Annotated in this window: 21 protein-coding genes; 14 read left to right on the forward strand and 7 right to left on the reverse strand. The window is 66.2% G+C overall.

Translation table 11 applies throughout. The features are described 5' to 3' along the window. Nucleotides 1-5: 5 nt before the first annotated feature. The 3 genes from purB (at nucleotide 6) to ABZ293_RS17740 (ending at nucleotide 3,445) form a co-directional block, all read left to right on the forward strand. A complete protein-coding gene (gene purB / locus ABZ293_RS17730; protein WP_355181762.1) occupies nucleotides 6-1,427 on the forward strand; it encodes an adenylosuccinate lyase in 1,422 nt (473 codons plus the stop codon). A gap of 481 nt (nucleotides 1,428-1,908) precedes the next feature. Continuing rightward, entirely contained in the window at nucleotides 1,909-2,331 is a 423-nt protein-coding gene (locus ABZ293_RS17735) for an HIT family protein (protein ID WP_355181764.1), read from the forward strand. Between the two features lie 157 nt (nucleotides 2,332-2,488). Continuing rightward, nucleotides 2,489-3,445 (forward strand): alpha/beta hydrolase family protein, encoded by a 957-nt coding sequence (locus tag ABZ293_RS17740; protein ID WP_355181766.1) that lies wholly within the window; start codon nucleotides 2,489-2,491, stop codon nucleotides 3,443-3,445. 402 nt (nucleotides 3,446-3,847) lie between these two features. Here the strand turns inward: ABZ293_RS17740 and ABZ293_RS17745 are convergent, their stop codons facing one another. Continuing rightward, nucleotides 3,848-4,891 (reverse strand): DUF2330 domain-containing protein, encoded by a 1,044-nt coding sequence (locus ABZ293_RS17745; RefSeq protein WP_355181768.1) that lies wholly within the window; start codon nucleotides 4,889-4,891, stop codon nucleotides 3,848-3,850. Nucleotides 4,892-5,576: 685 nt separating this feature from the next. Here ABZ293_RS17745 and ABZ293_RS17750 point away from each other — a divergent pair. Next, nucleotides 5,577-7,826, forward strand: coding sequence for a S9 family peptidase (locus tag ABZ293_RS17750; protein WP_355181928.1), 2,250 nt, complete (start codon nucleotides 5,577-5,579; stop codon nucleotides 7,824-7,826). Between the two features lie 32 nt (nucleotides 7,827-7,858). On the opposite strand, the gene ABZ293_RS17755 is transcribed toward ABZ293_RS17750, so the two are convergent. Next, on the reverse strand, nucleotides 7,859-8,344 hold the full coding sequence (locus ABZ293_RS17755; protein ID WP_355181770.1) for a MarR family winged helix-turn-helix transcriptional regulator: 486 nt from the start codon (nucleotides 8,342-8,344) through the stop codon (nucleotides 7,859-7,861). 315 nt (nucleotides 8,345-8,659) lie between these two features. On the opposite strand from ABZ293_RS17755, the gene ABZ293_RS17760 reads away from it, so the two are divergent. Together ABZ293_RS17760 and ABZ293_RS17765 are read left to right on the forward strand one after the other, a co-directional pair. Next, the gene (locus ABZ293_RS17760) at nucleotides 8,660-9,031 is read left to right on the forward strand and encodes a DoxX family protein (RefSeq protein WP_354960097.1); all 372 of its coding nucleotides are present in this window, start codon (nucleotides 8,660-8,662) and stop codon (nucleotides 9,029-9,031) included. 153 nt (nucleotides 9,032-9,184) lie between these two features. Then, nucleotides 9,185-9,886: a DUF2334 domain-containing protein gene (locus tag ABZ293_RS17765; protein ID WP_355181772.1), complete on the forward strand. Its 702-nt coding sequence runs from the start codon at nucleotides 9,185-9,187 to the stop codon at nucleotides 9,884-9,886. Between the two features lie 144 nt (nucleotides 9,887-10,030). On the opposite strand, the gene ABZ293_RS17770 is transcribed toward ABZ293_RS17765, so the two are convergent. Then, nucleotides 10,031-11,449 (reverse strand): glutamate decarboxylase, encoded by a 1,419-nt coding sequence (locus ABZ293_RS17770; RefSeq protein ID WP_355181774.1) that lies wholly within the window; start codon nucleotides 11,447-11,449, stop codon nucleotides 10,031-10,033. Nucleotides 11,450-11,863: 414 nt separating this feature from the next. On the opposite strand from ABZ293_RS17770, the gene ABZ293_RS17775 reads away from it, so the two are divergent. Both ABZ293_RS17775 and ABZ293_RS17780 read left to right on the forward strand, forming a co-directional pair. Next, nucleotides 11,864-12,106 (forward strand): glutaminase, encoded by a 243-nt coding sequence (locus ABZ293_RS17775; RefSeq protein WP_355181776.1) that lies wholly within the window; start codon nucleotides 11,864-11,866, stop codon nucleotides 12,104-12,106. Nucleotides 12,107-12,145: 39 nt separating this feature from the next. Further along, a complete protein-coding gene (locus ABZ293_RS17780) occupies nucleotides 12,146-13,513 on the forward strand; it encodes a dipeptidase (RefSeq protein WP_355181778.1) in 1,368 nt (455 codons plus the stop codon). A 187-nt stretch (nucleotides 13,514-13,700) separates the two neighbouring features. Here ABZ293_RS17780 and ABZ293_RS17785 read toward each other — a convergent pair whose 3' ends face one another. Then, a complete protein-coding gene (locus tag ABZ293_RS17785; protein WP_355181780.1) occupies nucleotides 13,701-14,345 on the reverse strand; it encodes an MBL fold metallo-hydrolase in 645 nt (214 codons plus the stop codon). Nucleotides 14,346-14,440: 95 nt separating this feature from the next. On the opposite strand from ABZ293_RS17785, the gene purS reads away from it, so the two are divergent. Beyond that, entirely contained in the window at nucleotides 14,441-14,680 is a 240-nt protein-coding gene (purS, locus tag ABZ293_RS17790) for a phosphoribosylformylglycinamidine synthase subunit PurS (protein ID WP_040686358.1), read from the forward strand. Between the two features lie 97 nt (nucleotides 14,681-14,777). Next, nucleotides 14,778-15,458: a phosphoribosylformylglycinamidine synthase subunit PurQ gene (purQ, locus tag ABZ293_RS17795; RefSeq protein ID WP_354960092.1), complete on the forward strand. Its 681-nt coding sequence runs from the start codon at nucleotides 14,778-14,780 to the stop codon at nucleotides 15,456-15,458. A 181-nt stretch (nucleotides 15,459-15,639) separates the two neighbouring features. On the opposite strand, the gene ABZ293_RS17800 is transcribed toward purQ, so the two are convergent. After that, the gene (locus tag ABZ293_RS17800; RefSeq protein ID WP_355181782.1) at nucleotides 15,640-16,716 is read right to left on the reverse strand and encodes a substrate-binding domain-containing protein; all 1,077 of its coding nucleotides are present in this window, start codon (nucleotides 16,714-16,716) and stop codon (nucleotides 15,640-15,642) included. Nucleotides 16,717-16,765: 49 nt separating this feature from the next. Here ABZ293_RS17800 and ABZ293_RS17805 point away from each other — a divergent pair, with 49 nt between their 5' ends. Together ABZ293_RS17805 and ABZ293_RS17810 are read left to right on the forward strand one after the other, a co-directional pair. Then, nucleotides 16,766-17,191, forward strand: a complete 426-nt coding sequence (locus ABZ293_RS17805; RefSeq protein WP_354960090.1) for a MarR family transcriptional regulator — start codon at nucleotides 16,766-16,768, stop codon at nucleotides 17,189-17,191. 644 nt (nucleotides 17,192-17,835) lie between these two features. After that, on the forward strand, nucleotides 17,836-19,134 hold the full coding sequence (locus ABZ293_RS17810) for a M18 family aminopeptidase (RefSeq protein ID WP_355181784.1): 1,299 nt from the start codon (nucleotides 17,836-17,838) through the stop codon (nucleotides 19,132-19,134). A 126-nt stretch (nucleotides 19,135-19,260) separates the two neighbouring features. On the opposite strand, the gene ABZ293_RS17815 is transcribed toward ABZ293_RS17810, so the two are convergent. After that, a complete protein-coding gene (locus ABZ293_RS17815; RefSeq protein WP_355181786.1) occupies nucleotides 19,261-20,556 on the reverse strand; it encodes a glycosyltransferase 87 family protein in 1,296 nt (431 codons plus the stop codon). Between the two features lie 234 nt (nucleotides 20,557-20,790). Here ABZ293_RS17815 and purL point away from each other — a divergent pair, with 234 nt between their 5' ends. Together purL and ABZ293_RS17825 are read left to right on the forward strand one after the other, a co-directional pair. Beyond that, the gene (gene purL, locus ABZ293_RS17820) at nucleotides 20,791-23,085 is read left to right on the forward strand and encodes a phosphoribosylformylglycinamidine synthase subunit PurL (RefSeq protein WP_355181788.1); all 2,295 of its coding nucleotides are present in this window, start codon (nucleotides 20,791-20,793) and stop codon (nucleotides 23,083-23,085) included. Next, complete coding sequence (locus ABZ293_RS17825) at nucleotides 23,082-24,860, forward strand: alpha/beta hydrolase (protein ID WP_355181790.1); 1,779 nt, start codon at nucleotides 23,082-23,084, stop codon at nucleotides 24,858-24,860. The genes purL and ABZ293_RS17825 overlap by 4 nt, the downstream gene beginning before the upstream one ends. A gap of 88 nt (nucleotides 24,861-24,948) precedes the next feature. Here ABZ293_RS17825 and ABZ293_RS17830 read toward each other — a convergent pair whose 3' ends face one another. Further along, nucleotides 24,949-25,239 carry a YiaA/YiaB family inner membrane protein gene (locus ABZ293_RS17830; protein ID WP_355181792.1) on the reverse strand — a complete coding sequence of 97 codons (291 nt, stop codon included), beginning with the start codon at nucleotides 25,237-25,239 and terminating at the stop codon, nucleotides 24,949-24,951. Nucleotides 25,240-25,349: the final 110 nt, after the last annotated feature.

A 25,349-nucleotide genomic window follows, 5' to 3' on the forward strand; every position in this document is an offset into this window, starting at 1 on the left:
CAGACGTGAGCCTTGTCCCTAACGTCCTTGCCACCCGGTATGCCAGCCCCGAGTTGGTGCATCTCTGGTCGCCCGAGCACAAGATCGTGCTCGAGCGGCGCCTGTGGCTGGAGGTGTTGCGGGCGCAGTCCGAACTCGGCATCGAGTTGCCCGCCGGCGTCATCGATGACTACGAGCGGGTCATCGACCAGGTCGATCTCGCCTCGATCGCCGAGCGCGAGCGGGTCACCCGCCACGATGTGAAGGCGCGCATCGAGGAATTCAACGCACTCGCCGGACATGAGCATGTGCACAAGGGCATGACCAGCCGCGATCTCACCGAGAATGTGGAGCAACTGCAGATCCGGCTCTCGCTCGAACATGTGCACGCGCACGGTGTCGCGATCGTGGCCCGGTTGGCGCAGCGGGCCGCCGAATACCAGACGCTGGTGATGGCGGGTCGTTCGCACAATGTCGCCGCGCAGGCCACCACGCTCGGCAAGCGGTTCGCCTCCGCCGCCGACGAACTGCTGATCGCATTGACCCGGCTGCGCGAACTCATCGACCGCTATCCGCTGCGCGGCATCAAGGGCCCGATGGGCACCGCACAGGACATGCTCGACCTGCTCGGCGGCGATCCGGCCAAGTTGGCGACGCTGGAGCAGCAGGTCGCGCGGCATCTCGGTTTCGCCGATGTGCTGACCAGCGTCGGCCAGGTGTATCCGCGCTCGCTGGACCACGACGTCCTTTCGGCCCTGGTGCAGGTCGGCGCGGGTCCGTCGTCGTTCGCGCACACCATCCGCCTGATGGCGGGCCATGAACTGGTGACCGAGGGCTTCCAGCCCGGCCAGGTCGGCAGCTCGGCCATGCCGCACAAGATGAACACCCGCTCCTGCGAGCGTGTCAATGGTCTGCAGGTGGTGCTGCGCGGTTATGCATCGATGGCCGCTGAATTGGCTGGCGCGCAATGGAATGAGGGCGATGTCTTCTGTTCGGTCGTGCGCCGCGTCGCGCTCCCGGACGCCTTCTTCGCCATTGACGGCATGATGGAAACCTTCCTCACCGTGCTCGCCGAATTCGGCGCCTACCCCGCCGTCGTCTCCCGCGAACTCGACCGCTACCTGCCGTTCCTCGCCACCACCCGCATGCTGATGGCCGCGGTCCGCGCTGGCGTCGGCCGCGAAACCGCCCACGAGGTCATCAAGGAACATGCGGTGGCCGTCGCGCTCGCCATGCGCGAACAGGGTCGCGAACCGGATCTGCTGGACCGTCTCGCCGCCGACTCCCGCTTTCCCTTGGACCGCGCGGAATTGGATGCCGCCCTGGCCGATAAGTCCGCCTTCGTCGGTGCGGCCGAAGCGCAGGTTTCCGACGTGGTGGCGGCGGTGCACAAGCTGGTCGACCAATACCCCGAAGCCGCCCGCTACACGCCGTCCCCGATCCTGTAGACCCGGAGAACGCTGCTCCGTTTGCCGAGCCGGGTTCACGCGGAATCCGGGTGTTGGCGTCCCAATCGGATGCGGTGATCGAAGACGACGGGCGGAGCGTGAGCCGTCGAGTTCGGCGGCCACGACGAGCGCCTCGGCCCGGCGAATGCGACGGGCGGTCACCGGGATCGGCGTCGGGGCCATGCATTACGTGGTTGATCAGGCACACCTCGAGGCCCCGAAGTACTCGGCCAGTGCGGCGTCCCCCTGCGCCTTGCGGGCCTCTCGGCGCTGCCACAACTCGGCACCGGAGCGGTCCTCGGCGCGGGGCCATGGCTTTCGGGCTGGCTGGGCGATCCTGGCGGGTGGTTCATGAAGAACGCGGGTGCCGAGCGGCCAGTGCTCGGGGCTGCGGTCTCGGGCACTACAAGCAGCGGCCATGGTGGGATGAACGGCCCCTTTCCGATCCGAGTGCTGGTGCTGGGAGGGTTAGGGTTTCGGCGTGAATCCGTACACGATCTTTGCCGACATCATTGCTGGGCGGGCGGAGGCCAGCAGGGTGTTCGAGGACGATGATGTGGTGGCGTTTATGGATATTCGGCCGATGACGCCTGGGCATTTGCTGGTGGTGCCGAAGGTGGCGGCGCGCAGTCTTGCGGAATTGGATCCGGCGGTCGGGGGGAAGTTGTTCCAGGTCGGACAGAAATTGGCGGGGGCGCTGCGGGCCAGCGAGGTGAGGTGTGATGGGGTTAACTTCTTCTTGGCCGACGGGATAACCGCCGGTCAGGAGGTATTCCATGTGCACCTGCATGTCATTCCGCGGACGCCGGGTGACGGATTCGGGTTACGTGGGCGGCCGACCAGTCCGCGCCGTGCCGATCTGGATTATCTGGCGAACTCGATCCGCGGCGCGCTCGATCGCTGAGCCGTAGCGGAGACTGCTGTGACCGCCGGTATCGGCGTGAAAGTTGTTACCTACCGGACAGTTTGCCGTGGAAACGCGGGGATTTCGAATATCTTCCCCAACGTCTCGGGGTGAGCTACGTTGATGGCCATTGTCATGCGGTGATGGAGGTGGGGACATGCGGCTAACCCGGATAGCCATTGCGGTGCTGGCCTTTGCGATTGCATCACTGGGCCTCATGGTCGTCGACCCCGCGACGGCATCGGCCGCACGGGTCGATCGGATCGATGAGCTGAGCCCCACGCGCTCGGCGATCTCCATCGAATCGCCATCGATGGGACGGATCATCCAGGTCCAGGTCCTGCACCCGGCGGACGGCGGCGCGCACCCCACCTTCTACCTACTCGACGGCCTCGATCCGGGCATCAACCAGAGCACCTGGACCAACGCCACCGACGCCGAGGCATTTTTCGCGCGTAAGAATGTGAATGTCGTGCTGCCGGTCGGCGGCCAGGCCAGCTATTACACCGATTGGCAGCAGGATGATCCCAAATTCGGCCGCTACAAATGGGAGACGTTCCTGACCGAGGAACTGCCGCCGATCATCGATGCGCGCTACGGCAATGGCGTCAATGCCATCGGCGGACTCTCCATGGGCGGCAATGCCGCCTTTATCCTCGCCGTCCGCCATCCTGAAATGTACCGGGCGGTCGCGGGTTACAGCTCCTGCCCGGACACCAGCCTCGCCACCGGAGCGGTCATGTTCTCCATCGCCAACCGCGGCGGCAATCCGGTGAACATGTGGGGTGCTCCCGGCAGCCCCGCCTGGGCCGAACACGATGCCGCCGCGCTCGCGGATCGCCTGCGCGGCAAGACGATCTACCTCTCCACCGGCTCCGGCGTCCCCGGCCCGCACGAGGCCGAGGTCAAACCCCAACTGGCCGAGAACATTGTCCTCGGCGGCCCCGTCGAGGTAGGCGTCAACACCTGTGTCATCGAATTCGAACAGCGCCTGCACACCCTGAACATCCCCGCCCAAATCGACTACAGCCCCACCGGAACCCACTCCTGGTCCTACTGGCAGGACACCCTCCACACCTCCTGGCCCACCATCGCCCCCGCCATCGGCGCCTGACCCCCCTTCCGGGAAGCCGTCGTGACAGCCCAGCTCGGGTGTTGGGCGGATGCTGTCCGGGAAGTCGTGGTGACGGCCCCACTCGGGTGCCGGGCACCGGATGCTCCCCCGGAAAGTCGTGGTGATGGTCCAGCTCGGATGCTGGGCAGCGGATGCTCCCCTAAGAAGCCGTGGTGACGGCCCCCACTCGGGTGCTGACCACCGCAGGAGCCTGGTCCCAGCGCACCATGCTGGCTCCGCGCCGGAGACCCGACGACAACTCCCCCCACCCTCCTGGACGAGCGATCACCATGCACTCATGCAGGTAAACGTCGAGAAGGCACCTGCACCAGCGCATTCTCGTCGATTTGGGAGGCTTGGGGGGATTGGGCGACGAGGATTGGGTGGGGCGACGGGCGGGGTTTAGGTGCGGAGGGTGCGGATGATGGCGAGTAGGACGGCTAGGGCGGCTAGGGATGCGGCGCCGAGGATGACTAGGCCTGCGGGGAGGGCGAAGAGTTCGACGGGTTCGGTTCGGTGGATGGTTTGGTAGATCTGTGCGTCGGTGGTGTCGGGCTCGAAGGTGAAGTCGGAGTGGATATCTGTGGGGTGGTCGATCGAAATTCGGAGTTCGGTCAGGTAGTTGTGGGCGTTCGTGGTCAGTTGGGTTAGTTCGGGATCTGTGGTGGTGACTCGGCCCGCGAAGTCGACGGATACGGTCTGGGTGGTGGCGTCTGGGTCGGTGCGTCGCAAACGGTGCTCGCCCAGTGCGTAAAGATGTACGTATTGGGCCTGTTTCGCGGCGCTCGACATGCGCATCGGGTAGACGAATCGGTCCGAATCGAAGGTCAGGCGTACCGGATCCAATGCGCCGTCCAGCGGTTTGGTGCTGGTGAGGCGCATTGCGACGAATGACCAGCCCTCGCGCAGATATGGATCGAGGGTGCCGATCACCTCGGGACGCATTTCGTAGCCGTTGTCGCTCAGCCACTTTCGGATGCCGTCCAGGCTGCCGCCGGACAGGGTGGTCGCCTCCAGCGGACCGAGCTGGATGCGGTCGAGGACGGTGGGGCCGCCGCCCGCGGCGCTCGTCGCCCCCTCGCCGGCGCTGCCTCGGGACGACCGCGAGAACCACCGACGCTCCGTGACGATTCTGGGCGCGGTGAGATTCCGCAGCTCGGTGAAGGTCGCCGCATCGCCGCCCGCGACGGTGGCCGGTTTCGGTGTCGGCACGATCAGCGCCGCCTGGTCGGTGCCCGACTCGAGGGCAAGTCGCATGAGCACCGTCTCGCGGCGCCCGTCCCAGCCCACCAGCGCCGTCTCCTCGCCCACCGAGGCCGGGCGACCGGGCGGATTGGCCACCCCGCCGCAGGCACATGCGGAAGCCGGTGCGAGCGCGCCGATTCCGGCCGCAGCGAAAACCATCCCCGCCACGGCCAGCAGACGAACTGCGATTGCGGCACGCATGGCCGCGAGCCTACTGGGATTCGCGGCCGTGCAACCGCATTCTCGAGAGCACGCCGATTCTCGGGCGTACCCCGATTGTCGGGCGCGTGGACTGGGGCGTACCTCGATTGTCGGGCGCTCCGCTCCGCCAGATCGGGATCGGCGATGAATGCGCGCCCGAACGACACCGGATCGGCGCGGCCGACCCGCAGCACGGCCTCGGCATCGACCGCGCTGGTCGGCTCGCGGTTCTTGCCGATATTTGCGATGAGCGTGCCGTGTCGGCGCGGCCGCAGATCGGCGATGGCCGGATAGTCGTCGTTATCGGTCAGATGCAGATAGGCCAGGTCACGGCGGTCGAATTCGGCCACCAGCGCCCGACACATCGGTGCCGGATCGGCCTCGCGCATATTGAACTGTGGATTGCCCGGCGACAGGCGAGTATCTGGAGTCGGCGATCGAACGTGCCACCTGGATCCAGCAGATGTTCGCCACTGGCCTGGCCAGTGACAGCATCGCCCAGCTGCTGCCGTCCACCAATGACACCGACGGCAGCCCGAATGCCACCGCCACCCCATTCCTCGTCGACAAACTCATGCACGAGCGCAAGCCCAGGCCCTGGGGGATATGCATCGGGCCGGTGCGGTACTCGACGAGATCATTAGCTCGGCGGGCGGGGCGGCATCGGAACAGTAGGGTGGAGCGCATGGCTCTCGACAGTGGAACGATTACCAGCTCCGGCAATGGATCGGCGGTGGTGGCGGCCCCGATCGCCAAGACGGTGCCCACCGAGCGGGTGCATCACGGCGACGTCTTCATCGACGAGTACGAATGGCTCCGCGATAAGGACAGTACTGAGGTCATCGCCTACCTGGAGGCGGAGAACGCCTACACCGACGCGCAGACCAGGCATCTCGGCGGGCTGCGGGACAAGATCTTCGACGAGATCAAGGCGCGCACCCAGGAGACCGACCTGTCGGTGCCGACCCGGATGGGCGAGTTCTGGTACTACTCGCGCAGCTTCGAAGGGAAACAGTACGGCGTGCACTGCCGCTGTCCCATCGTTGCCCCGGCGGGAGCGACGGGCGCGGAGGAGGCAGCGCGCGTAAGCACGGAGCGCCCCGCGAGCGCCGCGATAGATACAGCCGAAGGAATCGATGCCTGGACTCCGCCGCGGCTCGAGGTCGATTCCGAGATCCCCGGTGAGCAGGTGCTGCTCGACAGCAATGAACTCGCCGACGGCCACGACTTCTTCTCACTCGGCGCGTTCTCGATCAGCCACGATGGCAATTTGCTCGCATACTCCGTCGACACCAGCGGTGACGAGCGCTACCTGCTGCGATTCAAAGATCTGCGCACCGGTGAGGTGCTCGCCGACCAGATCGCCGGTACCGCGCCCGGCGCGACCTGGTCGCTGGACGGTACGCACGTCTTCTACCAGACCGTCGACGAATCCTGGCGGCCCGATACCGTCTGGCGGCACCGGCTCGGTACACCGGAGGCCGATGACGTCAAGGTCTTCCACGAGCCCGACGAGCGCTACTGGGTGAGCATCGGCGCGACCCGCTCGGAGAAATACCTGATGATCTGGGTCGGCTCCAAGATCACCACCGAGGGTCTGGTACTCGAATCCGATAATCCGGAGGGGGAATTCCGGGTCATTCTGCCGCGACGCGAGGGTGTCGAATACTCCGCCGAACATGCGGTGGTCGGCGGCGAGGACCGCTTCCTGATCCTGCACAACGATGTGGTGGACGGGGTGAAGGCGGAGAACTTCGTGCTTGCCGAGGCCCCGGTAGCGGATCCGTCGAATATGACGCTGCTGATCGGCCACCGCGACGATGTGCGGCTCGAGGATATCGACCCGTTCGCCAGCCATCTGGTGCTGAGCTACCGGCGCGAAGCCCTGCCCCGAGTCGCCATTTGGCCGCTGACCGAATCCGGCTATGGCGAGCGGCGCGAACTCGAATTCGATCTGGAACTGTTCGCGGTCGGTCCTGGCGCCAACCCGGAGTGGGAGCAGCCGACGCTGCGCATCGGCCTCACCTCGTTCATCACGCCCATGCGGGTCTTCGACTATGTGCCAGCGACCGGTGAGCTGCTGCTGCGCAAGGAGCAGCCGGTGCTCGGCGGCTTCGACGCGAACGACTATGAGCAGCACCGGGATTGGGCGGTCGCCGCGGACGGCACCCGGATCCCGATCTCGCTGGTGCGCAGGAAGAACCTCCCCGAGGGGCCGAAACCGCTACTGCTGTACGGATATGGCTCCTACGAAGCCAGTATGGATCCGTCCTTCTCGGTGTCGCGGCTGTCGCTGCTCGATCGCGGCATGGTCTTCGCGGTCGCGCATGTGCGCGGTGGCGGGGAGATGGGACGGCTCTGGTACGAGCACGGCAAGACACTCACCAAAAAGAACACCTTCACCGATTTCGTCTCCTGCGCAAGGCATCTCATCGATACCGGCGCCGCCGCGCCGGACCGGCTGGTCGCCGACGGCGGCAGTGCGGGCGGTCTGCTGATGGGCGCGGTGGCGAATCTGGCGCCCGAACTGTTCAAGGGCATTGTGGCCAATGTGCCCTTCGTCGACCCGCTGACCTCGATCCTGGACCCATCGCTGCCGCTCACCGTCATCGAATGGGACGAGTGGGGTAACCCGTTGGCGGACAAGGATGTCTACGACTACATGAAGTCCTACGCCCCCTACGAGAACATCGAGGCCAAGGACTATCCGGCGATTCTGGCCATTACCAGCATCAACGACACCCGCGTCCTCTATGTCGAACCCGCCAAATGGGTCGCCAAATTGCGCGCGACCAAGACCGGCGACGCACCACTGCTGCTCAAGACCGAAATGAGTGCGGGCCACGGCGGCGTCAGCGGTCGCTATGAGAAGTGGAAGGAAGTCGCGTTCGAATACGCCTGGGTCCTGGACACCCTCGGCCTCGCGGAGGCGTAGCGGCAGGTGCGCGGTCGGTACGCCCGGCCGCGCTACCCTGCGGTTTCGGGTACCAATAGTTCGCCGAGCAGCGCCGTGAGCTGGCGCCGCTCGGCGGCGGTCAGTGCGGTGAAGGTCTCATCGAGGTGGGCCGGAATCGCCGCCTCCGCTTCGCTCAGCCGTTCGCGGCCCGCATCGGTGATGGTCACCGCGTAGGAGCGCCGGTCGCGCGGATTGCGTTCGCGCTGTAGGTAACCCGACTTCTCCCGGTCATCGCAGACGCTGACCATGACACTGCGATCGATCCGCAATTCCGCGCTGAGCGTCTGCTGCGAGCAGGCGCCGACGGCATCGAGCATCTTCAGCACCAATTGCTGACCGACGCCCAGCCTCTGCGCCCCGGCGTGGATTTCGGCGGCTCGGGCCACCGCGGTCGACGCGCGGCACAGTGCGATATCAGGCCGTTCGGTGGCGAGCGCGTGCTCATCGTTGGGATCGCGAGCCCCGAAGGTGCCCTCATCGGGTTCCCAGTTCTGCACCGGGGCATCGTCGAACGCTGCCCCACCTGGTCGACAAGCCGCTGTGCTCGCTGCCCGGCCTGGCCCAGATCCCTCGCCTTGCTGTAAGAGTTCGGCAGTTTCGGTGTACTCGACCTCCTTGGAGAATCCGGTCCGACCCTAGCGGCCGACACAGGCTCTCTACTGCGAGCGACAGCAGGAAATCGCGCTGCCCTTTGCCAGTTCGACGAAATATCGCACCGAACTGTGAAAGTGGGGGCGTCGCCTCACATTCCGAAGGGCTGCGTTGTCGTACTGCCGAGACCAACACCAACGACTGCAAGAGAGACCTCTTCGATGAATGTGTTCTTGTGGATCGCGCAGGCGATCCTGGCCGCCCTGTTTGCCATGTCCGGGCTGGCGAAAGTCCTGCAGCCGAAGGACAAGCTGGCCGAACAGTATCTGTGGATGCAGGACTACTCTCAGGTGACTGTGTGGTTCATCGGTGTGGTGGAGGTGCTCGGCCCAATTGGGCTGATCGCACCTGCCGCGACCGGAATCGCACCGGTCTTGACACCGATCGCAGCGGTCGGGCTGGCGGTCATTGCGGTCCTGGCCGTGGGCGTCCACATCCGCCGCAAGGAGCCGGCCGGACTGCCGATGACCACCTTCCTGTTCGTGCTCGCCGCGCTCGTGGCCTGGGGTCGATTCGGCCCCTATAGTTGGTGACGCCCCAAGGGACGCCTGGTCTCGAGTAGTTCGAGACCGACAAGGGAGAGCACTGGTGTGGCGGGGGTCACGCGACGCTGGTGTGGCGGAGTGTTCGTCGGCGGGTCATCCGCCCTGCACGCCGAGTACACCTGCGGCTGGCACCGTGGGGTCATGAACGCTGAGCTGATCGTGTCGATCTCCGGGATCCGGGACACCACGCGGGACGCGGCAATCGAATTCGCGGCCGAGATGGACCGCCGCGATGTGCGCCTCTCGCTGCTGGTGGCGCCCCGGCTCAAGGGCGGGTACCGGTTGGTCGAGGATGCGGCGACGCAGTCCTGGCTGCGCGGGCGCCGGGCCCGCGGCGATGCGATCGTGCTGCACGGCTATGACCAGGCGGCCACCAAACGCCGCAGAGCCGAATTCGCCGCGCTGCCGCGGCACGAGGCGCGGCTGCGGCTCACCGCCGCGGATCGGGTGCTGGAACAGGTGGAACTGCGCACCCGGCTCTTCGCCGCCCCGCGCTGGGACGCCTCCGCCGGCGCGATCGAGGCGCTGCCGGAGGTCGGCTTCCGGCTCGCGCTCGGTCTGACCTCGATCCTGGATCTCGAACGGAATGTGGCGCAGAAGGCGCGCGTCTACGGCATCGGCGAGGGCTTCCGCGCCGAGCCGTGGTGGTGTCGCGCACTGGTGCTGGGCGCGGCCAGGACCGCGCGCCGCGGTGGTGTGCTGCGGCTGGCCGTTTCCGCCGCGCAACTGAGCCGCTCCGGTCCGCGTCAGGCCGTGCTCGATGCCGTGGATCTCGCGCTGTTCCACGGCGCGACCAGCGAGGTGTACCGCTGGGAGCCGTTCACCGCCGCCAGGGCGGCTTGATCGGCACAAGCCGTGTGGGGGGTGTGGTTGGCACCGCCGCACGAGGGGCGCCGCCGCCCGCAATGGCGTGACCGGGCGGCGGCGCGCGGCCCGATATGGGGCCACGCGTACCGGGTCAGCGGCTTTGCGGTTCGGTCGTGGTGGTCACGACTTCGGTTCTGCCGCAGCGTCTTCGATGGGATGTACGGTCGGTACGGCTGGGGTGGCGTTGTGGGTGAATCCGCCTGCCTCGGCGCGGGTGAGCGAGGTCGTCAGCGGATGCTTCGCCAATTGTTCGAGGCAGCGCACAATGTCCGCGAGCAGCAGATCCGCCATATCGTGGCTGAATCCGTGCCGGATCACCGCACGCATGACGGTTTCGTCCTGGCGGTCGGGGGATAGCGGGTACGCGGCGATCAGCCAGCCGCGGGTGCGGAGCCGATCGGAGAGGTCGTAGAGGTTGCAACCGGGGTCCCCGCGCAGCCGCCACGACACCGCGGTGATGCCATGATGCGGATTGCCGCCGTGGATTATCTCGAACTGCCCCAGCCGCGTCAGGCCGTCGGCGAGGTACTGGGCGACGTGGTAGATCGCCGACTGCAGCCGGGTGTAGCCGGTGCGCCCGAGGCGGATGAAGTGGTAGTACTGCGCGACCACCTGTCCGCCGGGACGGGAGAAGTTGAGATTGAAGGTGGGCATGCTGCCGCCGAGGTAGTCCACATCGAAGATCAGTTCCGCGGGCAGATCGGCGGCCTCGCGCCAGATCGCCCAGCCGGTGCCGAGCGGGGCCAGGCCGGTCTTGTGGCCGGAGGCATTGATCGACTTGACCCGCGGCAGGCGGAAATCCCAGATCAGATCGGGTGCGGTGAACGGTGCGAGGAAGCCGCCGCTGGCGGCGTCGACATGGATCGGAATATCCAGGCCGCTGACCGCCTGTAGCTGGTCGAGGGCCTTGCTGATCCCCGCGACATCTTCGAACAGTCCGGTAAAGGTCTGGCCGAAGGTCGGCACCACCATGATGGTCCGGTCGTCACAGTGCGCGGCCACATCGTCGGGATGCATGGTGAGCCGATCGCCGCGCAGCGGGATCTGGCGGATCTCCACATCGAAGTAGCGCGCGAATTTCTCCCAGCACACCTGCACCGGACCGCAGACGAAATTCGGCGTGCCGGTGCCGCCGCGCTTGTGCCAGCGGAACTTCGCGGCCAGGCCGCCGAGCATCGCGGCCTCACTGGATCCGGTGGTGGAGGTGCCGAGCGTGGTCGACGGATCGGGACAGTGCCACAGATCGGCCACCATCCGCACGCAGCGCCGCTCCAACTCCGCCGTCTGCGGGTACTCGTCCTTGTCGACGATGTTCTTGTCGACGGATTCGGCCATCAGCAGCAGCGCCTTGGGTTCGATCCAGGTAGTGCAGAAGGTCGCCAGGTTCATCCGGGAGACGCCGTCGAGCATGAGTTCGTCGTGCACGATCTCATAGGCGACGTCGGGGAGTAGCTCGGGACCCGGGAATCTGCTTTTGGGTGCGGTCCGGTCCAATGCAGGCATCGCGAATAGGTCGTCGGATTCCGGTTTAGCCGCCATCTTGCCTCCAGCGCACTCGCAGCAATTACCATCAAACGACTGCTACCAGTTCCATGGCGCTCGAAACTGGCTGTGTCACTTACGCATTCATCGAGACCATATTCAAGCTAGTTATTTGAACCTCGGCATTTGAACTATCAGCATGTCACAGAGCAAGTGATGTCCGCTGCGAAATCCAACATCGGCGACGGGGGCGCCGAGACGCCCTTCGTCATCCGGAGAAATTGAACGTTTTTGCTCGTGCTCGGGCGCGGGGACTCCGAGATGTGGAGCCAGCTTCGGGCAATCTGCGCAATCCACCGGAGTTGACGCTGAACCATTACGCGAGGCGGTGCTCGATTGATAGCTCCGGTGAGCAATTGGCGCAGGCGGGTCCGCCCGCCATGCGGCACGTCTGCGCGCACGGTTCTCGATTTGCTGGCAATTCCCGGGCACACCATCGCGTTGACGACCACGTGCGGCACCTATGACGCGGCGCGGGAATGCGCGTATCGGATCGGGTCGGCGTGTAAGAGTGGTGTCGGCGGTGGCATTTCGGCCGTCGTCCCGGATCGGTGCGGGGTTGCCCGGGGCCTGGCTGGCCGCGGCGGGCAATTCGGTTCGGGTGCGGGTTGCATCGAGAACTCCGCAGGCATGAGCGGATTCTCGGTGTTCTGAATGGTTTCGAACGACGATACGACCAAGTGAGGCGCTGGCATGACTTCCGACGATCCCCGTACCGCCGCCCTGCGCGCGCGGGTGGCCGCCCTGATGCCGCAGGCGAAAATCGATCTCACCCAACTGGTTTCGTTCAAATCGGTGGCCGATTCGCGGCAGTTTCCTGCCGAGGAATGCGACCGGACCGCGCAGTGGGTGGCCGATGTGTTCGCCGCGGCCGGACTGACAAAGGTGGGTCTGCACGAAACACCCGACGGCAGTAAGGCGGTTATCGCCTCGCGTCCCGCGCCCGAAGGCGCGCCGACGGTATTGCTGTACTGCCACTATGACGTTCAGCCGCCATTGGATGACGGTGCCTGGCGCACCCCGCCGTGGGAGCTGACCGAGAAGGACGGTCGCTGGTACGGGCGTGGCAGCGCGGACTGCAAGGGCAATATCGTGATGCACCTGACCGCGCTGCGCGCGCTCGGTGCGGATCTGCCGCTGGGCGTGACGCTGGTCGCCGAGGGCTCCGAGGAACAGGGCACCGGCGGACTGGAACGATTCGTCGAGGCCAATCCCGAGCTCCTGCGCGCCGATGCGATCCTGGTCTGCGACAGCGGGAATTTCGCCGTCGGGGTGCCGACCTTCACCGAGACATTGCGCGGCAGCGTCAATGTCATCGTCACCGTCGAAACCCTCGCGGGGGCGATGCATTCGGGCATGTTCGGCGGTCCCGCTCCGGATGCGCTCGCCGCCCTCATCCACCTGCTCGCATCGCTGCACGACGAGCACGGCAACACTACGGTCGCCGGTCTGCCCAATGATCAGCGCTGGCCGGGCGTGCAGTACCCGGAGAACCAATTCCGTACCGACGCTGGCGTACTCGGCGGCGTCGAACTCACCGGTGACGGCACCGTCGCCGATATGCTCTGGGCGCGTCCGGCTTTGACGGTGCTCGGCATCGATGCGCCGAACGTGGTCGGCTCATCGGCGGCCGTCCAGCCCGCCGCCCGCGCCCGCCTCAACCTGCGCATTCCCCCGGGCACCGATCCGAACCAGGCACTGAAACTGCTGACTGCACATCTGCACGCACATACCCCGTGGCGGGCCCAGCTCACCGTGGAGACCGAATCGATCGGCGCACCGTTCCGATCCGCGAGCGGCGGCCCCGCGCGCACCGCGATGGACGCCGCACTGAGCGCGTCCTACGGCAGGGCAACAACCACCCAGGGCCAGGGCGGCTCGATCCCCCTGTGCAACGTCTTCGCCGACACCTACCCCAACGCGGAGATCATGCTCCTCGGCGTCGAAGAACCGAAATGCCTCATCCACGCCCCCAACGAAAGCGTCGACCCCACCGAAATCGAACACATCGCCCTAGCCGAAGCCCTCTTCCTCACAACCTACGCCGAACAACACCCCTAACCCCCCGAGCTGGTCACTCGATCACCATGCACTCATGCGGGCACCTTCTCGACGTTTACCCGCATGAGCGTATGGTCATCAGATCGTCGGCCGCGGCGCGGAGGTCGGTGCCGGAGCCCGCCTCGACGGCGCGGTCCTGTTCGACGGCGCCCGCATCGAAGCCGGTGCCACCGATCCAGCTCTGGGGCTAGAGGTCCTTTTGGGTTTCGGGCGGGATGACAGTGAATTGTGTTTCGGTGGGGCGCATTTCGGATAGGCGGGTGAAGTAGATGGGTTGGGCGTCGGGGTGGATGATGCCGAAGTGGATGGGGAAGGCGGTGCGGGGGCTGACGGCGCGTAGGTAGTCGACGGCTTCGCTGATGCGCATCCATGGGGCGGAGGCGGGGATGGCGAGGACGCCGACCGGGACGGGGGGTACCCACAGGGAGTCGCCGGGGTGGACGAGTTGTGCGGGATCGTCCGGGGTGCCGAGTTGGAAGACGGTGTTATCGATGACCGGGATTTCCGGGTGGATCACGGCATGTCTGCCACCGCCTCCGGTGATCTGGAGGTCGCCGAGGGTGATCACGTTGCCCGCGTGTACCGGTTCCCATGGTTCTTCGCGCAGTTGTGCGGTCTGTGGATCGCTGAACAGGCGCGCGTTCGGATTGTTGTCGAGTAGCGCCTGGATCCGGTTCGGATCGATATGGTCGGGGTGCTGATGGGTCACCGCGATGGCGTCCAGGCCGGTAATGCCCTCGAAGCCGTGCGAGAAGGTACCCGGATCGAACAGCACCTTCTTGCCGTGCAACTCGACGAGGACGCAGGAGTGGCCGAAGTGGGCTATGCGCATGGGGCCATGCTATTTGACGCGACCCCGGCCGTAGCTCGGACAGCCTGGACAACTACGCTGCTCAGATAACCCCAACACCACCTGAGGAGCAACGCGTGGCACGAGTCGTGGTCGAGGTGATGCCGAAGGCCGAGATCCTGGATCCACAGGGGCAGGCCATCGCCGGTGCACTCCCGCGCCTGGGATTCGCCGGAGTGTCGGATGTGCGGCAGGGCAAGCGATTCGAACTCGATGTCGACGACAGTGTCAGCGACGCGGAGCTCGAACAGATCGCTGAGGCGCTGCTCGCCAACACCGTGATCGAGGACTGGAAGGTCGTGCGGGTCTCGGCATGAGCGAGCGTAGCGAGCGAACAATAGGCACAGCCGAGCGAATCAGGAACAAAGCCGCCCTTGCGGGCATGACGGAACCGAGCGTCAGCGAGGCGCAGTCATGACCGCTCGCATCGGAGTCATTACGTTTCCTGGCACGCTCGACGATGTCGACGCCGCCAGGGCAGTCAAACTGGCGGGCGCCGAGGCGGTCAGCCTGTGGCATGCCGATGCCGACCTGAAGCAGGTCGACGCGGTGGTCGTGCCCGGCGGCTTCTCCTATGGCGACTACCTGCGCGCCGGTGCCATCGCCCGGTTCGCGCCGGTGATGGGCGAGGTCGTCAAGGCCGCGGGCAAGGGTCTGCCGGTGCTCGGCATCTGCAATGGATTCCAGGTGCTGTGCGAAGCCGGTCTGCTGCCCGGCGCACTGACTCGCAATGAGGGCCTGCACTTCGTCTGCCGCGATGAATGGCTGCGCGTCGAATCCGCGAATACCGCGTGGACCTCGCGTTTCGAGCCCGGCGCCCAGATCCTCATCCCGATCAAGAACGCCGAGGGGCGCTACCAGGCCTCCGACCAGGTGCTCGACGAACTCGAGGGCGAGGGGCGGGTGGTATTCCGCTACGCCGGTGACAATCCGAACGGCTCGCAGCGCGATATCGCTGGCATCGCCTCGGCCGACGGCCGGATCGTCGGGTTGATGCCGCATCCGGAGCACGCCACCGAAGCGCTGACCGGTCCGAGCGATGACGGCCTCGGTCTGTTCCTTTCGGTGCTCGATACCCTGGTCGCCGCCTCTTAGATCCGACGCGAGCCGTCGGACGGTTCGGCGTGCTCGCCGCCCCGAACGGCGGCATCGCGTACCGATTCGATGTGAGTGACGGTCGGGCGGCTGGTGGCTGCGCGGCCGAGACTCGCACCTGCGCTCCGGCCGGTCGGCCGCGAACGATCGCTCGAAATGCTGCTCCGTGGTGGTTACCGCGTCAGGTGATCCGGGCGATGATGTCGAAATCGACGCCGTCGGCTACTGCGATATAGCCGTGCTGTTGGGCCTGGTTCCCGAGGAATCTCCTGGTGCCACCGGGTGTTTCGAGCAGTACGCCCGCATCGAGCGCCGCGTGCACCGCTGGCACATGTAGTGATCCGACCGTCTCGGCGATGGCGCGCAGCGTGTGGATCGCCTCGTAGCTCATATTGCTGAAGCTGGTCAGTGCGGGCGCGAAGGCGCCGTGTAGTCGGCGGTAGCGGGCCAGCCGGTCGCGTCCGTCGCTGGTGTGTGGGTCGACGAAGAAGCTCGATGCCACATAGAAGTTGTGATTGGCGTCGGGGCCGCCCGCCAGCAGTACGTTCTCGTCGGCGGCCGGGCTGATGCGCAGCAGCGTATCGGCACGCCCGGTCGCGGCGAACTGCCTATTGAAGCGGGAAACGTCCGCGCCGACCATCAGAATGATGACGGCATCGGCTTCGTCCAGCGCGGGATGGCGCAGGAAGTCGCCGAAATCCGGTGCGCCGAGCGGCACGAACCGCTCCAGCACGATGGCACTCGGATCGGGCAGACTGCGGCGCACCGCCTTTGCCGATTCGCGCGGCCAGATGTAGTCGTTGCCGATGATCGCCCAGCGCCGCACGCCGTATTCGCGCGCCAGCCAGTGCACCGCGGGCAGGGTCTGACCTGCCGGATGTTCCCCGAGCATCAGCACCCCGGGGCGCTCATTGGTGAGGCCCTCATGTCCGGTCGCGAACAGATACGGCACCCGGCTGGCATTGGCGCGTGCCACCGCCAGCCGCACCGCGGAGGTATGCCAGCCGGTGATCGCATGCACCATTCCGGTGGCTAGCAGCGCCGAAACCTCGTCGGCGACTTCGCGCGGATTCCGGCCGCCATCGATATTCGTAGTACGAATTTCGCGGCCGAGAAATCCTGCGCCAGTATTGATCTCATCGACGGCCAGGGAAATCGCGGCATCGCATGACGCGGCGACGATACCGCCCGGTCCCTGCATCGGAACTATGTTCAGTATCTCGATCGTGCCGTCTGGGCCCTCGCCGAACGCTGACATTCGGTACTCTTCTTCTGGTTCGAGCGAAATTCATGGCAGGCAGGAAATAATGACGACCATTGTAAGCGGATATTCCACGCTGCATGGTGCGCTGCGTGCCGCGGAACGGCGTTGGCTGGACCACCTCGACGCCGCCCTGTGTGCCAGGCAACTCACGGCCGATCAGTGGTCGATGCTGTCGAATCTGTCCACCGAGTTCGGGGTCACCATGAGTGAGCTCGCGGCCAGGTCACAGCTACCGCCGTCGTCGGCGACCAGACATGCCGACGCCCTCGCCGAACGCGGTCTGATCTTCCGGGTCGCCGCCGAGGACGACCGCCGCCGCATCCTAATCGGCCTGAGTCGGCTCGGTTCGGATCTGGTCGATTCGGTGCGGGCCGAAGAGATGCGCGCCGAGCAGCAGCTGCGCTCGCGTATCGGTGCGCGCCGTTATGCCGAGCTGATGCGTTTACTCGAACTCGTTTCCGCCGAGTAGTTCTCGGAGTAAGGTCAGCCTTAATCGTCGGATGAATAATCCGGTGAAACGTTCCGAGCGCTCGGTTCCGTATGTATGTTCGAGCGGAATGTCGTTCCTTCGGTTGAGTTCTGGAATTAGTCCGATGCGATCCTCGAACTCGGCACCGGATGCGGGCCGCATTGTGCTGCCCTGGATATTCGACCATGGGAGTAGTACTCCACCGCGACAGTGATCCCGTGTGTCACGGCCAGGGTCTTCGCCGGGGCATGCGGCAGCATGAGGTTGGGGCCCTGTTGTCGGGGGACGATTGGAACGAGGAGCATCCACCGCATCACACGCCGTGCCGATCGAAGATCGTGCGGCTCTATCGCGCTCGCGGCTGACACGCGACCGTGCGACCCGGGCAGGGGCGCCTATGTCCGCAACGGCCCCAAGGGAATTCAGCCCTTGCCGATCGTCGGCGAGGACGAAAGGTATGGCGCGATTGCGTGTGAACGGGCGGAGCTCGTTGTGCGGCTGCAGAATCAGCGCGCTCGAGCGGCGGTGCAGCACGGCGACGGCGACCGCGCGGGATTCGCTACGAGGCGTAGGAGCGGATCCGGGACGGGAATCGAGTCGATCGGTTCCGGGGTTCTCCTCGGCGTCTGCTTAGGATCGCAGGCATGCCCGTTTCCGCTACCGCTGCCACGGCCGCCGGTCTGTGTACCTTCATCGATGACTCGCCCTCGCCCTTCCATGTCTGTCGGACGGTCGCGCGGGAGCTGGAGGCGCATGGCTTCACCCCGCTCGCGGAATCGGAGCCGTGGCCAACGGACGGGCCGAGCCGACACTACGTCGTGCGCGGCGGTTCGCTGGTCGCCTGGGCGACGGCCGATGCGTCCGGGGTGACGCCGTTCCGGGTGGTCGGCGCGCATACCGACAGCCCGAATCTGCGGGTGAAGCAGCATCCGGATCTGGCATCGGTCGGCTGGCAGCTGGTCGGGTTGGAACCCTATGGCGGCGCCTGGCTGAACTCATGGCTGGACCGCGAGCTCGGCATCTCGGGGCGGCTCAGCGTGCGCGATGGAAATGCGGTGCGCGACAGCCTGGTTCGCATCGATGAACCGATCCTGCGGGTGCCGCAGCTCGCGATCCACCTCTCCGAGGATCGTCGCGGCGTCACCCTGGATCCGCAGCGCCACGTCAACGCGATCTGGGGTATCGGCGCGCAGCCGCGCTCGTTCCTGGAATTCGTCGCCGAACGCGCGCAGGTCGATCCCGCCGACGTGCTCGGCTGGGAGCTGATGACCCATGACCTGGCGCCGAGCCGTCTGGTCGGACGTGACGGCGATCTGGTGAGCGCACCGCGCCTGGACAATCAGGGCACCTGCTACGCGGGTCTGCACGCCTTCCTCGCGGCGATCGCGGAACCCGGCGCGGCCATTCCGGTGCTGGCGATGTTCGACCACGAGGAGGTCGGCAGCCAATCCGATCGGGGCGCGCAGTCCGATCTGCTGCCGACGGTGCTGGAGCGCATTGTGCTCTCGCGTGGCGGCGGTCGCGCCGAATTTCTGGCCGCCCTGGCCGGATCCGTCTGTGCCTCCGGCGATATGGCGCATGCCACGCACCCCAACTACCCGGACCGGCACGAGCCCGCGCACCGCATCGAGGTCAATGGTGGTCCGGTGCTCAAGGTCAACCAGAACCTGCGCTACGCCACCGACGCGACCGGCGCTGGCGCATTCGCATTGGCCTGCGCACAGGCGAATGTGCCCCTGCAGCGCTACGTGCACCGCGCCGATCTGCCGTGCGGTTCGACGATCGGTCCGATGACCGCGGCCCGCACCGGCATGCCGACCGTCGATGTCGGGGCACCCCAGCTGGCAATGCATTCGGCGCGGGAACTGATGGGCGCAGCGGATGTTGCGGCCTATGCCGCCGCCCTTGCCGCCTTCCTGACCCCCGCGCCGGTCGGCCGGTAGTTCATTCGGCCTACCAGCTGCCGGAAGTCGTTCGATGCAAGCATGCGCGAAGCCGACAATGGCTGCCGCGAAGGTGACAGTGTTCGATGGCCCGCCCCGATTGGTCGTACGGCGCGGGTGCCGCCGCTAGGCGTCGACCGTCTCCCGGCTGTCCGCGGTGCTCGGGTGGTATTTCGCGACCGCGATGATGAACACCATGAGCGTCGCCCAGACGTAACTGCTGCCGATGATCTGCTGCCACCAGGCCCAGCCGAGTTCGAGGTCCTTCGAATGCGGTAGCAGCCATTGCGGGCCGATCAGGAACAGCAGGGTGAAGGCGGCGACGGTGCCGATGAACCACCGGTTGCGGGTGCCGCGGGCGATGGCGTCGGCGGCGACGAGCAGGGCGGGGGCGATCCACACCCAGTGATGCGACCAGGAGACCGGCGAGACCAGCAGCACCGCGGCCGCGTTGACCATCAGTGCGGCCACCTGCTGGTCGGCGCGGATCAGCCGGTGCATCCACACCGCCGCGAGGGCGATCGCGATCAGCGACACCGTGATCCAGATGAGCGTCGCCAGCGAATCGGAGACGCCCAGGCGGAAGGCCATCCCCTTGATGGACTGATTGCCCGCGAAGTAGGGCGGGCCGATGCGGCCGGTATCGAACAGCGTGTGGAACCAGTATTCGGCCGAATCACTGGGGAATAGCAGGAATCCGAGTCCGATCGCCGCGACCGCGGACACGATCAGCGTGCCCGCCGCCTTCCAATCCCGGCGCAGCAGGAAGTACAGCAGATATCCGGCCGGGATCAATTTCACCGACACCGCGATCCCGATCAGCATGCCGCGCGGCCAGATCGGTTTGCGGACAAGGCAATCCATGGTGATCGCGGCCATCAGCACCAGATTGATCTGACCGAAGCCGAAGGTCGCCCGAGTCGGTTCGAACATCTGCGTCACCGCGACCGCGCCGATGACAAGCGCCAGCATGGTCTGCCGCTCGAGGGTCGGGCGCAGGCGCGTGAGCACCAGCCACAGCGTGATGCCGAGGCTGAGCACCGAGGTGGCGGTCACCAGCACCTCGGCCAGCACCAGCGGCATCAGCGCGAGCGGTGCGAAGAACAGGGCGGCCAGCGGGGGATAGGTGAACGGCAGTCCGATCCCCTCGACCGGCGGCATCGGACCGTACAACTCGCCATCGTCGAGCCAGACCCGAGCACCGTTGCGATAGACCTGCAGATCGATGTACCCGCTCCACCAGTGCACCAGTAGCGAGACGGCGGCCGAGATGACGAACAGGCCCACGGCGATCAGCAGCCAGCGCACCTGCGGGTTCGACATCGATAGACGCGGCGAGCGGTCCGAGCCGGATTCGAGTCGGATGTTCGGCGTGGTGACGGGCTGCTCCGCCGGATCCGCAACCCCCGATCGATCGTTCACGGCCAAAGCGTAGCGGTCGCGACGTCGCGCAATGCGTGGCGACCCTAGGCATTCGTGCCGATCTACAGCATGTTCCGCATCACATTCGGTGCCCTCGAATTCGGTTCGGGCGCGCGCAAAACCCGGCGATCCGGGCGACGTGTCGATGCGACCGGCTGCCCACGAAGTGCCACAGCTAAACTTCAAGGCGAATCCCCAGCTTCGCGCTCCGGCCCGAAAGGACCCTGGTACTCCGTGACTCCGCAGGTCGACACCGTCAGCGCAGCCGCAGCGACTCCCGATGCCCCGCAGCCGTACAAGGAGCTCGGTCTCAAGGACGACGAGTACGCGCGGATCAAGGAAATCCTCGGCCGTCGGCCCACCGACGCCGAACTGGCCATGTACTCGGTGATGTGGAGCGAACACTGCTCCTACAAGTCCTCGAAGGTGCATCTGCGCTACTTCGGTGAGACCACCACCGAGGAGATGAAATCCTCGATGCTGGCCGGCATCGGTGAGAACGCGGGTGTCGTCGATGTCGGCGACGGCTGGGCGGTCACCTTCAAGGTGGAAAGCCACAACCACCCCTCCTACGTGGAGCCGTATCAGGGCGCGGCCACCGGTGTCGGCGGCATCGTGCGCGACATCATGGCCATGGGCGCGCGGCCCATCGCGGTCATGGATCAGCTGCGCTTCGGTGCGGCGGAGGCGCCCGATACCCGACGCGTTGTCGACGGCGTGGTGCGCGGTGTCGGCGGCTACGGGAACTCGCTCGGGCTGCCGAATGTGGGCGGCGAGACCGTCTTCGACGCCTCATATCAGGGCAATCCACTGGTTAACGCGCTGTGCGCGGGCGTGATGCGGGTCGAGGATCTGCATCTGGCCTTCGCCTCGGGTACCGGCAACAAGATCATTCTGTTCGGTGCGCGCACCGGTCTCGACGGCATCGGCGGTGTTTCGGTGCTGGCCTCGGACACCTTCTCCGGTGACGAATCCGGTACCGGCCGCAAGAAACTGCCGAGTGTGCAGGTCGGCGACCCGTTCGCCGAGAAGGTGCTCATCGAGTGCTGTCTCGAGCTGTACGCAGCCAAGCTGGTGGTCGGCATCCAGGACCTCGGCGGTGCCGGATTGTCCTGCGCCACTTCCGAACTCGCGGCCGCTGGCGACGGCGGCATGCATATCGATCTGACCAAGGTGCCGGTGCGCGCCAAGGGGATGACCCCGGCCGAGGTGCTCTCCAGCGAATCGCAGGAACGCATGTGCGCGGTCGTCACGCCGGAGAACGTGGACGCATTCATGGCCGTCTGCCACAAGTGGGATGTGCTGGCCACGGTCATCGGTGAGGTCACCGATGGCGACCGGCTGGTGATCAGTTGGCACGGCGAGACCGTCGTCGATGTGCCGCCGCGCACCGTCGCGCACCAGGGCCCGGTGTACGAGCGCCCGGTACAGCGGCCGGACTTCCAGGACGCGCTGATCACCGACACCCCGGACACCCTGCCCCGGCCGAAGACCCCGGAGGAATTGCGCGGCACCGTGCTGCAGATGATCGCCAGCCCGCAGCTGTGCAGCCGCCGCTGGATCACCGAACAGTACGACCGCTACGTCCGCGGCAACACCGTGCTCGCCGAACACGCCGATGCCGGTGTCATCCGCATCGATGAGAAGACCGGCCGCGGTATCGCACTGGCCACCGACGCATCGGGCCGCTACACCAAGCTGGATCCGTACACCGGCGCACAGCTCGCGCTGGCCGAGGCCTACCGCAATGTGGCCACCACCGGTGCCACGCCGAAGGCCGTCACCAACTGCCTCAACTTCGGCTCCCCCGAGGATCCGGGCGTGATGTGGCAGTTCCAGCAGGCCGTGCGCGGCCTCGCGGACGGCTGTGTGGCCCTTGGCATTCCGGTCACCGGCGGCAATGTCAGCTTCTACAACCAGACCGGTCAGGACGCAATCCTGCCGACCCCGGTGGTCGGCGTGCTCGGCGTCATCGACGATGTGCACCGGCGCATTCCGACCGGCCTCGGCCTCGAGCCGGGCGAGACGCTGATCCTGCTCGGCGAGACCGCCGACGAATTCGGCGGCTCGATCTGGTCGCAGGTCGCCCACGACCACCTCGGCGGTGTGCCGCCCAAGGTCGACTTCGCCCGCGAACAGCTGCTCGCCGAGGTGCTGACCGCTGGGTCGCGCGACGGCATGATCAGTGCGGCGCACGACCTTTCGGAGGGCGGCCTGATCCAGACCGTGGTCGAGGCCGCGCTCGCGGGTGAAACCGGTTGCCGCATCCTGCTGCCGGAGGGTTCGGATCCGTTCGTGCAGTTGTTCTCCGAATCGGCGGGCCGGGTGCTCGTCGCCGTGCCGCGCTCGGAGGAGACCCGCTTCACCAAGATGTGCACCGCGCGCGAATTGCCGTGGGTGCGTATCGGTGTGGTCGATCAGGGTTCGGATGCCGTTGAGGTGCAGGGGCAGTTCTCGATCACCCTGGACGAATTGCGCGAGGCGCACGAGGGCACGCTGCCGAAGCTGTTCGGAGCCAGTGCCGTTTGAGCGCGCCGGAGGCTGGTGAGGTCTCGGTAGCCCTACGCGACGGCGTCGGCAGGATTGTCGGCGCCGTCGAGCGCTTTTTCCACCCGAACTACGTCGGGATCATCGTGGCCACGGTGTTCTTCGGCTGGTCGCTGACACCCTCTCTGCTGCCGCGTGATTGGCTGTTCGAGGGGCTGGTCAGCGGTATCAACGCGGCCATCGGCTATGGCGTTGGCTGTTTGTTCGAGTGGGTGTATCGCAAATGGATACGCAAGCCCTTGCGTCGCAAGCTCGCTCAGCTGCCCACATCCGTCACGCGACAGTGGGCGCGGCGGCCGAAGTGGCTCTCGGGTGCGGTCAAGACCACGATCGTGCTGGCCTGCCTCGGCGTCGGGGTGTTTCTGCTGGTCGAGTCGGCCCGGTGGCAGCGCGAAATCACCGCGCTCATGGCCATGGAACCGATCACGACCTCCAGCTTTCTGCGCACCGGTGCGTTGAGTGCAGTGGTCGGTGCGATAGCCATCGGCGTATTTCGCGCCCTGCGCAGGATCGTCCGTGCGATCGCGTTCGAATTGATCCGGCGCGCTCACTTTCCGCGCCAGCTGGCCGTACCGACCGGCGTGCTCATTGTGGTCGTCGCGGCGGTGCTGCTGTTCAACGGCGTACTCACCAAGGTCTTTTTCGATGTGGCGAATTCGGCCTTCAGCGTGCGCAACGGGCACACCTCGCCGAATGCCGTACAGCCGCAACTGCCCGAGCGTTCCGGCAGTCCGAATTCGTTGGCGGCCTGGGACACCCTCGGCTCCGAGGGCCGCTGGTTCGTCTCGTTCGTGCCGACCGCCGCGGAGATCAGCCAGGTCACCGGAAAGCCAGCGCGCGAGCCGATTCGGGTCTACGCCGGTCTGGAGTCGGCCGACGGTCCGCAGGCGCAGGCCGAGTTGGTTGCGGCGGAATTGGAGCGCACCGGCGCGTTCGAGCGCAAGGTGCTGGTGGTGGTGACGACGACGGGCACCGGCTGGGTCGATTCGACCAGTGCCGAATCCATCGAGCTCATGTACGGCGGCGATACCGCGATCGCCGCGACCCAGTATTCGTATCTGCCCAGTGTGCTGTCGTTCCTGTCGGATAAGGACAAGGCCACCCGGATGGGAAAGCTGGTCTTCGACAAGATCTATGAGCACTGGTCGGCGCGGCCGGAAGGGGAACGGCCGAAATTGCTCGTCTATGGCGAAAGCCTGGGCTCACAGGGCTCCGAGGGCGCGTTCGCCGGCCTGGCCGATATTCGCTCGCGCACCGATGGCGTGCTGTGGGTGGGGCCGCCGAATTCCAACCGGCTGTGGAGCGAAGTCACCGCCCGGCGCGATCCCGGCACCCCGGAGATCCTGCCGACCTATGCCGACGGACTGGTGGTGCGCTTCGCCGACGGCCGCGGGGACCTGTGGAAGCCTGGGGATACCTGGCTGCCGCCCCGGATCGCCTATCTGCAGCACGCCTCCGATCCGGTGGTCTGGTGGTCGCCGGATCTGCTTTTCGCCGAACCGGATTGGCTGCGCGAGCCGCGCGGTCCCGATGTGTCGTCGCGGATGGCGTGGTATCCGATCGTCACGTTCTGGCAGGTCGCCGCGGATCTGCCCAATGCGCAGCGGGTCAGCGACGGACATGGACACAACTACGGCAATCTGGTGCTCGACGGGTGGGCCGCGATCGCGCAGCCACCGGATTGGTCGGCCGATGTGGTGGATCGGATCCGGGACTATCTGGCGATCTCCGCGGCCCGCGAGCGCCAACTGAAATAGCTTTCCACCTGGGCCGATGGGTGCTCCGCAGGCTACGCACCCGGTGGGCTCGAACCCCTCGTCGCCGGGCTCGCCCGGGTGCATGTCCTCAGCCGACGGATTTGAACGGATCGTGTTCCGCAATCAGTTTCTCCATCCGCGCCTCGTCCAAGCGGCGGCTGATGGTCGCCGCCTCCTGTTGGTCGCGAACCACCTTCGCCAGCGTGAAGGTGCTCGACACCAGGAACAGCACGGACATGCCGAGGAAGCCGCGCTGCGCGATATCCAATGGGAGATAGCAGATGCCGACACCGGTGCCGAAGAAGCTGACGCCGAACGCGATCACGGCTTGCGCGAGAAAGGTCGAGGTGGTTTTCGGCTGGGCATTGGGAGTGCTCATGGGTACCGAGTCTGCGGATTCGGCGTGCGATGCAACCGCGTACAACTACTCGAGCGGGGTGGGTAGTTGCCGGAGATCGCGGTAAGTGTCACTGCCGCAGGATGATTCGC

It is taken from the genome of Nocardia sp. NPDC005998 (assembly GCF_040614395.1).
GTDB lineage: Bacteria > Actinomycetota > Actinomycetes > Mycobacteriales > Mycobacteriaceae > Nocardia.

Bases quoted from the DNA above. Each gene is read 5' to 3' on its own strand.
- ABZ293_RS17740 (WP_355181766.1), top strand. From the start codon at position 2,489: ATGCGGCTAACCCGGATAGCCATTGCGGTGCTGGCCTTTGCGATTGCA.
- ABZ293_RS17745 (WP_355181768.1), bottom strand. From the start codon at position 4,891: ATGCGTGCCGCAATCGCAGTTCGTCTGCTGGCCGTGGCGGGGATGGTT.
- ABZ293_RS17750 (WP_355181928.1), top strand. From the start codon at position 5,577: ATGGCTCTCGACAGTGGAACGATTACCAGCTCCGGCAATGGATCGGCG.
- ABZ293_RS17760 (WP_354960097.1), top strand. From the start codon at position 8,660: ATGAATGTGTTCTTGTGGATCGCGCAGGCGATCCTGGCCGCCCTGTTT.
- ABZ293_RS17765 (WP_355181772.1), top strand. From the start codon at position 9,185: ATGAACGCTGAGCTGATCGTGTCGATCTCCGGGATCCGGGACACCACG.
- ABZ293_RS17770 (WP_355181774.1), bottom strand. From the start codon at position 11,449: ATGGCGGCTAAACCGGAATCCGACGACCTATTCGCGATGCCTGCATTG.
- ABZ293_RS17780 (WP_355181778.1), top strand. From the start codon at position 12,146: ATGACTTCCGACGATCCCCGTACCGCCGCCCTGCGCGCGCGGGTGGCC.
- ABZ293_RS17785 (WP_355181780.1), bottom strand. From the start codon at position 14,345: ATGCGCATAGCCCACTTCGGCCACTCCTGCGTCCTCGTCGAGTTGCAC.
- purQ (WP_354960092.1), top strand. From the start codon at position 14,778: ATGACCGCTCGCATCGGAGTCATTACGTTTCCTGGCACGCTCGACGAT.
- ABZ293_RS17800 (WP_355181782.1), bottom strand. From the start codon at position 16,716: ATGTCAGCGTTCGGCGAGGGCCCAGACGGCACGATCGAGATACTGAAC.
- ABZ293_RS17805 (WP_354960090.1), top strand. From the start codon at position 16,766: ATGACGACCATTGTAAGCGGATATTCCACGCTGCATGGTGCGCTGCGT.
- ABZ293_RS17810 (WP_355181784.1), top strand. From the start codon at position 17,836: ATGCCCGTTTCCGCTACCGCTGCCACGGCCGCCGGTCTGTGTACCTTC.
- ABZ293_RS17830 (WP_355181792.1), bottom strand. From the start codon at position 25,239: ATGAGCACTCCCAATGCCCAGCCGAAAACCACCTCGACCTTTCTCGCG.